Annotated in this window: 10 protein-coding genes; 4 read left to right on the plus strand and 6 right to left on the minus strand. The window is 69.5% G+C overall.

What is annotated here, in order from left to right:
• Positions 1-507 precede the first annotated feature (507 nt).
• Both HKD39_RS09695 and HKD39_RS09700 read right to left on the minus strand, forming a co-directional pair.
• The gene (locus tag HKD39_RS09695; RefSeq protein ID WP_171199656.1) at positions 508-1047 is read right to left on the minus strand and encodes a YbaK/EbsC family protein; all 540 of its coding nucleotides are present in this window, start codon (positions 1045-1047) and stop codon (positions 508-510) included.
• Positions 1044-2465, minus strand: coding sequence for an FAD-dependent oxidoreductase (locus HKD39_RS09700; RefSeq protein ID WP_171199657.1), 1422 nt, complete (start codon positions 2463-2465; stop codon positions 1044-1046). The genes HKD39_RS09695 and HKD39_RS09700 overlap by 4 nt, the downstream gene beginning before the upstream one ends.
• A 213-nt stretch (positions 2466-2678) precedes the next feature.
• Between HKD39_RS09700 and HKD39_RS18785 the strand changes: the two genes are divergently transcribed.
• The gene (locus HKD39_RS18785) at positions 2679-3008 is read left to right on the plus strand and encodes a hypothetical protein (RefSeq protein ID WP_212754351.1); all 330 of its coding nucleotides are present in this window, start codon (positions 2679-2681) and stop codon (positions 3006-3008) included.
• Positions 3009-3019: 11 nt separating this feature from the next.
• Here HKD39_RS18785 and HKD39_RS09710 read toward each other — a convergent pair whose 3' ends face one another.
• Genes HKD39_RS09710 through deoC form a run of 3 tightly spaced genes read right to left on the minus strand, consistent with a single transcriptional unit; the run spans position 3020 to position 6432 of the window.
• Positions 3020-3925: an aldehyde dehydrogenase family protein gene (locus HKD39_RS09710; RefSeq protein WP_171199732.1), complete on the minus strand. Its 906-nt coding sequence runs from the start codon at positions 3923-3925 to the stop codon at positions 3020-3022.
• On the minus strand, positions 3922-5421 hold the full coding sequence (locus HKD39_RS09715) for an aldehyde dehydrogenase family protein (protein WP_171199658.1): 1500 nt from the start codon (positions 5419-5421) through the stop codon (positions 3922-3924). Before HKD39_RS09715 ends, HKD39_RS09710 begins: the two co-directional genes overlap by 4 nt.
• A gap of 3 nt (positions 5422-5424) precedes the next feature.
• A complete protein-coding gene (deoC, locus tag HKD39_RS09720; RefSeq protein WP_171199659.1) occupies positions 5425-6432 on the minus strand; it encodes a deoxyribose-phosphate aldolase in 1008 nt (335 codons plus the stop codon).
• Between the two features lie 54 nt (positions 6433-6486).
• On the opposite strand from deoC, the gene HKD39_RS09725 reads away from it, so the two are divergent.
• Genes HKD39_RS09725 through upp form a run of 3 tightly spaced genes read left to right on the plus strand, consistent with a single transcriptional unit; the run spans position 6487 to position 9481 of the window.
• Entirely contained in the window at positions 6487-7659 is a 1173-nt protein-coding gene (locus HKD39_RS09725; protein ID WP_171199660.1) for a glycosyltransferase 87 family protein, read from the plus strand.
• Positions 7656-8873: a glycosyltransferase family 39 protein gene (locus HKD39_RS09730; RefSeq protein ID WP_171199661.1), complete on the plus strand. Its 1218-nt coding sequence runs from the start codon at positions 7656-7658 to the stop codon at positions 8871-8873. The genes HKD39_RS09725 and HKD39_RS09730 overlap by 4 nt, the downstream gene beginning before the upstream one ends.
• 35 nt (positions 8874-8908) lie before the next feature.
• The gene (gene upp, locus HKD39_RS09735) at positions 8909-9481 is read left to right on the plus strand and encodes a uracil phosphoribosyltransferase (RefSeq protein WP_246232384.1); all 573 of its coding nucleotides are present in this window, start codon (positions 8909-8911) and stop codon (positions 9479-9481) included.
• Here upp and HKD39_RS09740 read toward each other — a convergent pair.
• Complete coding sequence (locus tag HKD39_RS09740) at positions 9463-11331, minus strand: DUF222 domain-containing protein (protein WP_171199663.1); 1869 nt, start codon at positions 11329-11331, stop codon at positions 9463-9465. The two genes, upp and HKD39_RS09740, sit on opposite strands and share 19 nt — an antisense overlap.
• Between the last annotated feature and the right edge of the window lie 879 nt (positions 11332-12210).

Here is a 12210-nt window from a genome sequence, read left to right on the forward strand (position 1 = left end):
GCAAACATTGGGGTCCAGTCGTCACCCAGATTGTGCCGGCGATGATCCTCGGCGAGCTTTGATATTGGTAAGGGTCGCTGACCTGCACCGTTACGGTGCAGACGCCCGAAGGTGTGTCCGACGAGTCTGTCGATTCGACGTAGAGCGTCTGCCGAACATTGACGGCGATGGCGGCGCCAATCGGGACCTTCTTGATCGTCTTCACAGATGACACCGCCATGTTAGTGATGTCTGACTCTATGTCTGTGTGCGTTGCTTCCGTTGCCGTTTCGGATGCCTGAACGGCGGTTGTCGCGGGCGATGGCATAATGCCCATCAGGATTGCCAACACACATCCTGAAATTGCAAAGCTGCGGGACGTTGCGCCTCGTCGATAAATGGTTTCCCCCTCAAGTCGTCTCTCTACTCAAGAACTTCTTGTGACGAGATTACGCTCCGTCGTGAGTCGTGGCACCGCCAAAAGGGTGAACTGTTTCGGGAAGTATCCCTGAAGCATAATGCCCGAGATCAGCGGCCCAGGCCGTCGATCACCTCGGCGCCGGGCAGCTTCGCCAGGTCGGCACCGTCGATGACGATCTTGGATGCCCTGATGCCGGATCCGATCACCACGGGGCCGGCTTCGATCACCCTGGCGTCCAACAAGATTGGCCATTCGGCTGGCAGTCCGATCGGGGTGATGCCGCCGTACTCCATGCCGGTCTGGCTGGTGGCGTCGGCCATCGACGCGAAGCTGATCTTGCGCACGTCGAGGCGGCGCCGGATCACGGTGTTCACCTCGGCGCGGGTGGTGGCCAGCAGCACAGCGGCCGCCCAGCGCTGCTGGCCCTCGCGCTTGCCGGTGACCACGACGCAGTTGGCGCTGGCCGCCGGCGGCACGTCGTAGGCCCGGCAGAACTCGGCGGTGTCGGACAGCTCGGCGTCGATCGGCGCTACCCAGGCCGGCGGAAAGCCGGGCGCGGCAACGGCTTCGCGCACCGGCGCCGCCACCAGTTCGAGCGCGTCGGCGATCGGAGTCAGCTGGAGCGAGCCGAGGGTCGTGGCCCTCATGCGCCGCTTCCTCGTCTGGCGATGTCTGTCATCTCGGCACGGTTGGTCACCTTGCGGCGCTCGCGCGGATGCTGGTCGGCGGCGCCGAGGCCGCGTTCGTGCTCGTCCAGCCGGTCCCAGCCGGCAAAGTCGGTGACCTGCAAGCCCTTTGACGCGAGCATGGCGATCACGTCGTCGCGGCTGCGGTGCGGCGCGCGCGGCAGGGTGGGGGCGTCGCTGAGCAGGTGGCCGACAGTCTCGGCGGCGTCGGACTTGGTGTGGCCGATCAGCCCGACCGGGCCGCGCTTGATCCAGCCGGTGGCGTAGACACCGGGCAGCGGCTCGCCGCTGCTGGTGATCACCCGGCCGGCCTCGTTGGGCACCACCAGGGTGCGCTCGTCGAACGGCAGGTCGCTGATCGGTTCGGAGCGGTAGCCGACGGCCCGGTAGATGGCCTGGATCGGCCAGTCGGTGTGGGTGCCGGTGCCGACCACGCCGCCGTTGCCGTCCAGCTCCATGCGTTCGGTGCGCAGCCCGACGACGGCGCCGTCCGCGCCGAGCACCTCGACCGGATTCTCCAGGAAGTGGATGTGGATGCGGCGGCCCACGTTCGGGTCGGCGTCGCGCAGGGCCCACTCGCTGAGCACATCGACCACCATCCGCAGCGCCTTGGCCGAGGTGATGGCCTGTTCGCTGGCCTCGTCGAACTCCATGCCCTGCGGATCGACCACCACCTGCACGTTCGGCGAGTGGTCGAGTTCGCGCAGTTCCACCGGGGTGAACTTGGCCTGGGCCGGCCCGCGCCGCGCGAACATGTGGATGTCGGTGACGGCGGAGTTCGCCAGCACCGCGTGCACGTGATCGGGGATCTCGGTGTACAGCAGTTCATCGCCGGTCCTGGCGAGGATCCGCGCGACGTCGAGGCCGACGTTGCCGACGCCGATCACCGCGACTTCTTTGGCGCCGCTGAGGTCCCAGGTCTGCGGGCGGTCGGGGTGCGAGTCGTAGAAGGCGACGAAGTCGGCGGCGCCGTGACTGCGTTCGAGGTCGATGCCGGGGATCGGCAGATCGCGGTCGCGTTCGGCGCCGGTCGCGACGATCACGGCGTCGTAGTACTGGCGCAGTTCGTCCAGCTTGATGTCGGTGCCGACGGATACATTGCCGAAGAATTGAATCCGCGGGTTCTCCATCACCCGGTGCAGCGCAACGATGATCTGCTTGATCCGCGGGTGGTCGGGAGCGACGCCGTAGCGGATCAGCCCGTACGGGGTGGGCAGCCGGTCGAAGATGTCGACGGTGACGCCGGCGGCCGCCGGGTCGGTCGATTTGGTCAGGATGTCGCTGGCGTAGATGCCGGCGGGCCCGGCACCGATCACCGCAATCCGCAGCGGCTGGTTCGTGGCGGTAGCGGTGTCGGTATCGGTGGGCTGCTCAGGCATGCATGGCTCTCTGACGTCTGGAAGATTCGGCTCGGTTGTAGGTTACCGGCTGGGCATACCGGCGCTGAGCAGTGTCGATGTGAGCTGACCCTCAAGCGGAGTTGAGCTTCGCCGGTGCTGTCGGTGGGCGAGGGAACCGGCCGCCGCCGTGGCCCGTCGGAGCTGGCGTCCCCGAACATTGTTGCTCACTCATTTGCCCAGGAGGCACTCCCCATGCGCGTGATGACCCGTATCGGTATCGCTTTGATCATCTTCGGTGCCGGATCGGCGCTACTGCGGCTGATCGACCTGCAGTTCAAGATCCTGTCGTGGGCCGAGGGTGCGCAGCCCTACCTCGGTATCGGGATGGCCGGGCTCGGCGTCGCGTTGATCGTCATCGACCAGGTCAACCGCCGGGCACCGCGGCCGGCCCCGGTGCAGTTCGCCGGTCAGCAGTTCCAGCAGCAGCCGCAGTTCCAGCCGCAGCAGTACGCGCAGCAGCAGTTCCCGCAGCAGCAGTACCAGCCGGCCCAGCAGCAGTACCAGTACCCGGCCGGCCGCTAGTCAGCCGCTAGTCAGTACGAGCCGCCGCCGGCCAGCGACAGCGCACCGGTGGGGTGCCAGACCGTCTTCTGCTCGAGGAAGGCGCGCAGCCGGGCGGTGCCGGGGTCGGCGCTGAAGGTGACGTCCGGCGGCGGCGCGAAGACCCGCTTCACGGTGCCGGCCGCTGCGCGTTCCAGCTCGGCGCGCTGGTCGCCGGCAACACCGGTCAGATCGAGCGCGTTGACGTCGCCGTGCGCGGCCAGGTGCGGCATCACCTCGGCGGCCGAGCCGGTGAGCAGGTTGACCACACCGCCCGGCAGGTCGGAGGTGGCGAGCACCTCGGCGAGCGTCACCGCTGGCAGCGGACGATCCTGCGAGGCGACCACCACGGCGGTGTTGCCGCTGGTGATGATCGGCGCGATCACCGACACCAGTCCGAGCAGCGCGTCCTGCTGCGGCGCGGCGGCCCCCACCACGCCGGTCGGCTCCGGTGTGGTGAACGAGAAGTACGGCCCGGCAACGGGATTGGCTCCGCCGAACACTGCGGCCACCTTGTCGGTCCAGCCGGCGTAGTGCACCAGCAGGTCGATGGCGGCGTCCACCTCGCGGTGCGCCTTGGCGACGGCCCGTTGGCCGGTGCTGCTGGTGTTGCCGGCGCGTACCAGCTCGGTGAACTGGTCCCGGCGACCCTCGAGCATCTCGGCGATCCGGTAGATCACCTGGCCCCGGTTGTATGCGGTGGCCGAGCGCCAACCGGGAAAAGCCTTGCGGGCAGCCACAACCGCGTCGCGGGCGTCCTTGCGGGAGGCCTGGGCGGCATTGGCGGCGAACCGTCCGGCCCCATCGGTCACCTGATAGGTGCGGCCGCTCTCGCTGCGCGGGAACTTGCCGCCGATGTACAGCTTGTAGGTCTTGGCAACGTCCAACCGGCTCATCAGAACTGGTCCTTCGCATCGGGTTGCAGGTAGGCGGCCAGCCCGCTGCGGCCGCCCTCGCGGCCGAAACCGGACTCGCCGTAGCCACCGAAGGCGGCGGTGGGGTCGAACCGGTTGAAGGTGTTGGCCCACACCACCCCGGCTCGCACGGCCTGGGCCATGCCGAGAATGCGAGAGCCCTTGTCGGTCCAGACGCCGGCGGACAGACCGTATGGCGTGTTGTTGGCCTTGCTGACCGCCTCGTCGGGGGTGCGGAAGGTCTGCACCGCCAGCACCGGGCCGAAGATCTCGTCCCTGGCGATCCGCATCGACTGGGACACATTGGTGAACACCGTTGGCGGGAAGTAGAACCCGCGGTCGGGGACCGGGCACGGCGAGGTCCAGCGTTCGGCGCCGTCGTCGTCGCCGGTGGCGGACAGTTCGGTGATGCGCGCCAGCTGTTCGGCCGAGTTGATGGCGCCGATGTCGGTGTTCTTGTCCATCGGGTCGCCGAGCCGCAGCGTCGAGACCCGGTCCTCGAGCTTGTCGATCACCTCGTCGGCGACCGATTCCTGCACCAGCAGCCGGCTTCCGGCGCAGCACACGTGGCCCTGGTTGAAGAAGATGCCGTTGACGATGCCCTCGACGGCCTGGTCGATCGGGGCGTCGTCGAAGACGATGTTCGCGGCCTTGCCACCCAGTTCGAGGGTGAGCCGGCGGCCGGTACCGGCCAGCGCCGACTGGATCTGTTTGCCGACGGCGGTGGAGCCGGTGAAGGCGACCTTGTCGATACCGGGGTGGGTGACCAGCTCGGCACCGACGTCACCGGCGCCGGGCAGGATGTTGACCACCCCTTCGGGCAGGCCGGCGTCGGCGATGATCTCGGCGAGCACCAGGATCGACAGCGGCGTCGTCTCCGCCGGTTTGATCACAACGGTGTTGCCGGCGGCCAGCGCCGGGGCGATCTTCCAGGCCGCCATCAGCAGCGGGAAATTCCACGGAATCACTTGTCCGGCAACGCCGATGGGCGTCGGGTTGGCGCCCAGCCCGGCATGCCGGAGCTTGTCGGCCCAACCCGCGTGGTAGAAGAAGTGCGCCGATGCGGTCGGCACGTCGACGTCCCGTGACTCCTTGATCGGCTTGCCGTTGTCGAGGGTCTCGACGACGGCGAGCTCGCGGGCGCGTTCGGCAATGCCCCTGGCGATCCGGAACAAGTATTTGCCGCGTTCGGCGCCGGGCATTGTCGACCAGACCCGCTCGTACGCCCGGCGGGCGGCGGCGACGGCGCGGTCGACATCGCCCTTACCGGCGGTGGCCACCGTTGCGAGCGGCTCGCCGGTGCCGGGGTTGACGGTGGTCAGGTCCGCCCCGCCGCCGTCGACGAACGCGCCGTCGAGGTACATCTGGTATCTGGGTTGGATCCGGCCGATCGCCGCCGACTCCGGCGCCGGTGCATAGTCGCCGAAATCGGTGAACGTCTTCTTGGCCGGGACGGTCTTGCGTGCGGCACGTGCTGCCATCGATCAATCCACCGTGACGTAGTCGGGGCCGCTGTAGTGGCCTTCCAGCTGGGTGCGGCGCTGCAGAATCAGATCGCCGAGCAGGCTCGACGCTCCGAACCGGAAGTAGTAGGGGTCAAGCCATTCCGGCCCGGCGACCTCGTGCACCGCGACCAGGTAGCGGATGGCGTCCTTGGTGGTGCGGATACCGCCGGCGGGTTTGACGGCCCGGCGCTGGCCGGTGAGCTGGTACCAGTCCCGCACCGCCTGCAGCATCAGGTGGGTGACCGGGAGCGTCGCGGCCGGCGAGACCTTTCCGGTGGACGTCTTGATGAAGTCGCCGCCGGCGAGCAGTGCGAGGAAGCTGGCGCGGCGCACATTGTCGTAGGTGCCGAGCTCGCCGATCTCGAGGATCACCTTGAGCCGCACCGGGTTTCCGTCCGGTGTGCTGGCCGCGTCGCACACCCTGCGGACGTCGACGATCTCGTCGAACACGGTGCCGTAGTGCCCGGCGAGGAAGGCGCCTCGGTCGATCACCATGTCGATCTCGGTGGCGCCGGCGTCCAGCGCGGAACGGACGTCGGCGAGCTTGACGGCGCGAGCGGCGCGTCCCGACGGGAAAGCTGTTGCGACCGAAGCGATACCGATGCTCCCGCCGCCGGGCACGCCCGCCGGGCCGAGGGCGGCGACGGCGTCGGCGACCCGGTCGGGGTAGACGCAGACCGCGGCGACGGGCGGGGTGTCGGGATAGTCGGGGTCGGGGCGGCGGGCCTTGGCCGCCAGCGAACGCACCTTGCCCGGGGTGTCGGCGCCCTCGAGGGTGGTCAGGTCGACCATCGAGATGGCCAGGTCGATGGCGGCGAGCTTGCTGGCCTTCTTGATGGAGCGGGTGGCGAGGGTGGCCGCGCGTGACTCGAGTCCAACCGGGTCGACACCTGGCAGGCCGTGCAGGAAGCGGCGCAACGCCGACTCTCCGGCGGTGGCCTCGGCCAGCTGCGCCGGCAGCGCCTGGCTCACGGGGGCGGACGTCATCGGCACATCTTAGGTCGAACGGGGTCTGCGCCGACCGGCCCGTAGCATCGCGGCGTGACGTCCGTAATCGATCGCCGAACGCCCGCGCGCACCGCCGTGATGGTGGTCGCGGTGGCCGCGGTGCTGGGTCTGGCGATCCGGTTGACGTTTGCGGCCACCACTTTCGGCAGCCGCGACATCGGGCACTGGATGACGTTCACCTCGTACATCCCTGGCTCCGGCCCGATCGGCATCTACGGTGTGCCGTTCGAGGAGACCGCGTACAACCACCCGCCGCTGATGGGTTACGTGCTGGTGGTGGTGTCGTGGCTGGAGAGCGCCGGGGTGCCGGTGTCGTTCTCGATCAGGGCGTTGTCGTCGGTGATCGACGTGGCCGGCGCGTTCGTGGTGTGCGCCCTGCTGCGGCAGGTGCGCTCGCTCGGCTGGGCCACCGCCGGGGGCGTTGCGGTGGCGCTGAGTCCCGCGCTGATTCTGATCGCCGGTTTCCACGGCAACACCGATCCGGTGTTCGTGATGTTGACGTTGCTGGCGCTGTACCTGCTGCAGGTGCGCAGGGCGCCGGTGTTGGCCGGGTTGGCGATGGCGGCGGCGCTCGGCGTGAAGATCGTCCCGGTGGTGGCGGTGCCGGTGCTGCTGGTGCTGGCCTGGCGGCAGTCGCCACGGGCGTTCTGGCGATTCGGGTTGGCGCTCGCCGGGTTCTCGCTGCTGTGGTGGGGTCCGGCGCTGGCGTTGCAGGGTGCAGGGGTGCTGGCCAATGTGGTGGGTTACGCGGGCTGGAACAACCATGTCTGGGGCATCGACCGGCTGGTGACGTGGTGGGGCTGGGACGGCGTTGCCGGCTTCATCGAGGGTCCGGGTCGGATGCTGATCGTTGCGCTCTGTGCGCTGCTGCCGGCCTGGTGGGTGTGGCGCTCGCCGGGACGCGTGCTGCCGGCGGTGGCGATGACGCTGGTCGGATTCCTGGTGCTGACGCCGACGTTCGGGGTGCAGTACCTGGCGTGGGCGGCCGCGCCGGTGTTGCTGTTGACGGTGGTCGGCGGGGTGGTGTTCAACGTGCTCGCCGGGTTGTTCCTGCTGAAGATGTATTCGCGCTGGACCGAGTTCGTCGACTACAACCATCCGATCTCGGTGCCGTTCACCACCGCTGAAGTCTGGATGGCGCTGGTGGTGTGGCTGGTGCTGGTGGGTTGTGCGGCGGTGGGCCTGCGCCGGCTGGTGCGCCCATGACGCGTGGATTCCGCTGGGTGCTGCTGGCGGCGTCGGCCGCGCTGGTGGTCAAGGTGGTGCTGGCGCTGACCACCTGGGGCAGCAACGACATCGGGCACTGGCTGGCGTTCGTCGATGCTGCCAGGCAGACCGGCCCGGTGGACATCTATGCCTTCCCGTTCGACACGACGCCGTGGAACGGGCGCTGGTCGTTCTACAACCACCCGCCGCTGATCGGCTTCTACCTGCAGCTGGTGATCTGGTTGCAGGACAGCGGGATTGCGCCGGAAGTGACGATCCGGGTGGTGTCGAGTCTTTTCGACGTGGCGGCCGCGCTGCTGGTGTATGCGCTGCTGCGGCGGCGCACCGTCGAGCGGGCGGCGCTGGCCGGCGGGCTGGCGGTGGCGCTGAGCCCGGTGCTGATCATCATCTCCGGGTTCCACGGCAACACCGATCCGATGTTCATGGCTTTGGTGTTGGCGGCGGTGTACCTGCTGGCCGACCGGAGGGCGGCGGCGTGGTCCGGGGTGTGTTTTGCGCTGGCGGTGGGGGTGAAGGTGGTGCCGCTGGTGGCCGGGCCGGTGCTGTTGTTCGCGGCCTGGCGGCAGGGGCGCGGCGTTGCGCTGCGCTGGCTGGCCGGCGCCGGGTTGACATCGGCGGTGTTCTGGCTGCCGGCGGTGCTGCAGCACGGGCGGATTCTGCTGCACAACGTGTTCGGTTATGGCGGTACCGACTATTACCAGGGCTGGGGGGTCGGCCGGCTCTCGGTGTGGGTGGCGGGGCCGGAGGTGTGGCGGACGGTGGCCGGCGGCGGGACCGTTGTGGTGGTGCTGTGCGCGCTGCTGCCGCTGGGGTTGCTGGTGCTGTTGGCGCGGCGCGGCGTCGACGGCTCGGCGGTGCTGCCGGGTGTGGTGGCGCTGTCGCTGGCCGGATTCTGTTTGCTGACACCGACTTTCGGCACCCAGTACCTGGTGTGGGGGGTGGCGCCCGCGGTGTTGCTGGCACCGTGGATCGGTGCGGTGTTCCAGCTGGTGGCGGGCGGCTGGTTGTTCTGGCTGTACACCAGGTGGAGCGGCGGCTTGCCGTGGTGGGAGGCCAAGGTGGCCGACTACACCACCGGTCAGCTGTGGCTCGGTCTACTGGCGTGGGCAATGTTGCTGGCCGCGATCGTGGTGGGGGTGCGTAACCTATGGCGGTGCCATCCACGCCTCCGCGCGACCTCGACGTCCGGGTAGTCGACCATCCGCTGGCCGCGTCCCGGCTGTCCATCATGCGGGACGCGCGCACCGACAACGCCACCTTCCGGGCTGCGCTGCGCGAGCTGACGCTGATGTTGATCTACGAGGCCACCAGGGATCTTGAGGTGGTGGAGACCACGCTGCACACGCCGGTGGCGCGCACCACCGGGGTGCGGCTGGCGAACCCGCCGCTGCTGGTGCCGGTGCTGCGGGCCGGGCTCGGTATGGCCGACACCGCACACACGCTGATGCCGGAGTCGCAGATGGGTTTTGTCGGCATGGCCCGCGATGAGCGGACCCACCAGCCGACCACCTATCTGGAGTCGCTGCCGGCGTCGCTGGCCGGGCGACCGGTTTTCGTGCTCGACCCGATGCTGGCCACCGGTGGGTCGCTGGTGCAGACCGTGCAGCTGCTGGCGGACCGGGGTGCCACCGACGTCACCGCGGTGACGGCACTGTGCGCCCCCGAGGGGTTGACGGCGCTGGCCGAGTCGGGCCTGCCGGTGCGGGTGGTGACGGCGTCGGTGGACGAGCGGCTGAACGATTCGGCGTTCATTGTTCCCGGCCTCGGCGACGCGGGGGACCGTCAGTTCGGCCCGCGGTAGCCATCGACGATCCGTAGTGGTATTCGGCGAAAGTTGACGTCTGCCCGTGGAACGGTGCCCGCGGGTTGCCTGGCCGTCGCGACCTGCTCGGTGCGGGACGGCAGACCGCGGGTGGTTGCGACGATGGTGCGGTAGACGTGCCCGGTCGGTGTGCTGACGTAGGTGCCGTCGGGTTCGCGCCAGCTGTCCCAGCCGGGCAGCTCCTTGAGGTAGTTGCCGCGGGCGCACAGGCCCTGGCCGTTGTCTGCGCTGGTCGGGCCGCCCTTGGCGTGCGGGACGATGTGATCGGCGTGGCGGATCGGCGAGTCGCACCACGGTTGCCGGCATTCGCGGTCGCGGGCGACGATCAGCTCGCGCAGCATGCCGGTGAACTCGCGCGGCGCCCGCCGCCGGCGTTCGATGGCGACGACGGAGCCCGTCGTCGGGTCGGTGAGCAGCCGGCGCACCCAGGTGTGGGCGGAGCTGGCCGCGATCTCGCGGGCCAGGTCTGCAGGGACGGGGCCATGACCGTCGAGCCAGCCGGCGCCGTTGCTCGCCCCGAGTAGGGTCTCGGCGGACATGGTGATGTTCAGGACCACGCCGACGCCGGGCAGCTCGGGACTGTTCAACGCGCGTTCTGTCGGCACGCATTCTTTCGGCACGGGTCGGTCGGTTGCAGGGTCTTCCGGCGCTGAATCTGTTGGCGTGCAGTGGGTTGACGTGCAGTGGTTTCCGATCGGATCTGCGAGGTTTTGGTCGAGTGATCCGACGTCGGGCCGTGAGGCGGCGCCATGCTGGTGGCATGGGCTCGCATCGGGCGGTGGGGCGGCGCCGTGCTGGTGCAGGTTGCTCGCATCGGGCGGTGGGGCGTCGCGGTTTTCGTCGCGTGATTCGGTGTCGGGCGGTGGGGCGCCGCGGTGCTCGGCGCTTGATCCGGTGTGGGGCGGTGGTGCGCAGCGGTTTTGGTCGCGCGATCCGGTGTCGGGCGGTGGTGGGGCGCCGTGCTGGGGCAGGTCGCTCGGACTCGTACCTGGGGGTGGGGCGGTGGTGTTCGGAGCGGGGAGATCGGGCCTGGACCCGGCGGGGCTCGTTGGCTCGGGCTTTGGTTCCGGCGGCGAGCTGCCGGCGTCGAGCGCCGAAGGATCAAGCACCGAATGACTGAGAACCGATTGAACGAAGAGGTCGGCCATCAGTTGATCTTTGGTTCGGGTGTCGCCGTCGGCAATGGCCTGGGCCGCCGCGCCGGCGAGCTTGGCGTGCGCGGCCACGCCCTGAGCCACCGGTAGCAGGGCGGACACCATCGTCATGGTGTCCGGCATCGGGCGGATGGTGACCCGGCGTTCCGACTCGGCCCTGCCCCGACGCTCGACGGCGCCGTGCGGGTCGAGCTCGTAAACAGCTTGGCGCACACCGCGTTCGGTCTGCCGCAGGTTCCAGCCGGGGAGCAGCGGCGACAGCCCGGCGTCGACGGCGTGCGCCAGATCGTCGTCCAGGTGGGAGGATTCCCGGACGACGATCTGGCACTGCCGCCATGCCACCGCGCCGGCGCGGAGCAGGTCGAAGGTGAGCGGGAAGCGCTCGCGCAGGCGAGCCGCGGTGCCGAGATCGCGGGCGGCGGCGACCGGCGACATACGCCTTGCGTAGCCCACTTGCTCGGCGGTACCGCGGCCGAGATCGCGGGCTCGGACACCGGCGGCCAGCTGCCGTTCCCGCTCGAGCGCGGCGAACTGCAATGATGCCGTAGCGATCGCCCCGGACAGTTGCGCCGACAGCCGTTCCAGCTGCTGGATTCGGTCGATGAGCCGGGCGGCGGCCTCATCGCGCGCAGCCTGGCCCGCGGTGGACTGTTGTGGGAGCGTGCGGCGACCCACGCTGGCTGCCTGCGGGTGCACGGGCGGCGCCTGTGGTGGGCAAGTCATGCCGTTCGCAACGGGCGGCGCCGGCTGATCGACATGCCTGCCGCCTGGTTGGGGAGCACTGTCGTCCGCGGGGCGTGACGTGGGGTCGGAGAGCGTGGCGGGGCTGGGCAGCGCGGGGGTTCGGGACCGGCCAGGTGGGACCGATGGTGGAACCGCCGTCCCAGTTGAGTCGGTTGGTTTGGGTGAGCTGTCGGACGGCGGCGTTAACGTCGGCAGCAGTGCCGCCAGCTCGGCTAGCAGCTCGTCGACGTGGCAGGCAACAGAATCGTCCGGCGGTGCACCCGTCGCGCTCAGCTGGAGCAGGCGTTGCTCGGCCAGGCTGACTCCCCGGCCGGTGGTGGCAACGTCGCGATCCATACCCATCATCGTAACTCGAACAAACGTACTGCACAAGAGCTAGTGCAAACTTTCTCGAACTCATTTTCGAACGCGGTTCGGTGTCGGTGTCGGTGTCGCGGTCGCGGTGGTGCAGTCGAGGTGGGGCCGCGGAGCGCACGACGCTGATGCCTGCGCTCACCCTGGGCACGGCTCAGGCTGCGCTAGGCGCGGAGCTCAGGTCGTCCTGGGTTCGGGACACACTGCGCCGGGGCGCTACGGGCCGGGACCGCCGCTCGGGCTGCCCACGCTGCTCGGTCCGCTCGCACCGGCTCGCGCCGCTCGGTCCGCTCGCACCGGCTCGCGCCGCTCGGTCCGCTCGCACCGGCTCCCGCTGCTCGCGCCGCTCGGGCGGCTCCCGCCGACTCGCGCTGCTCGGGCTGCTCGCACCGGCTCGCGCTGCTCGGGCTGCTCGCACCGGCTCGCGCCGCTCGCGCTGCTCGCACCGGGGCCGCC

Origin of the sequence: Nakamurella aerolata, assembly GCF_013002705.1 — a bacterium.
In the GTDB taxonomy this organism is placed as follows: Bacteria; Actinomycetota; Actinomycetes; order Mycobacteriales; family Nakamurellaceae; genus Nakamurella; species Nakamurella aerolata.

Bases quoted from the DNA above. Each gene is read 5' to 3' on its own strand.
- HKD39_RS09695 (WP_171199656.1), bottom strand. From the start codon at position 1,047: ATGAGGGCCACGACCCTCGGCTCGCTCCAGCTGACTCCGATCGCCGAC.
- HKD39_RS18785 (WP_212754351.1), top strand. From the start codon at position 2,679: ATGCGCGTGATGACCCGTATCGGTATCGCTTTGATCATCTTCGGTGCC.
- upp (WP_246232384.1), top strand. From the start codon at position 8,909: ATGCGGGACGCGCGCACCGACAACGCCACCTTCCGGGCTGCGCTGCGC.
- HKD39_RS09730 (WP_171199661.1), top strand. From the start codon at position 7,656: ATGACGCGTGGATTCCGCTGGGTGCTGCTGGCGGCGTCGGCCGCGCTG.
- HKD39_RS09715 (WP_171199658.1), bottom strand. From the start codon at position 5,421: ATGGCAGCACGTGCCGCACGCAAGACCGTCCCGGCCAAGAAGACGTTC.
- deoC (WP_171199659.1), bottom strand. From the start codon at position 6,432: ATGACGTCCGCCCCCGTGAGCCAGGCGCTGCCGGCGCAGCTGGCCGAG.
- HKD39_RS09700 (WP_171199657.1), bottom strand. From the start codon at position 2,465: ATGCCTGAGCAGCCCACCGATACCGACACCGCTACCGCCACGAACCAG.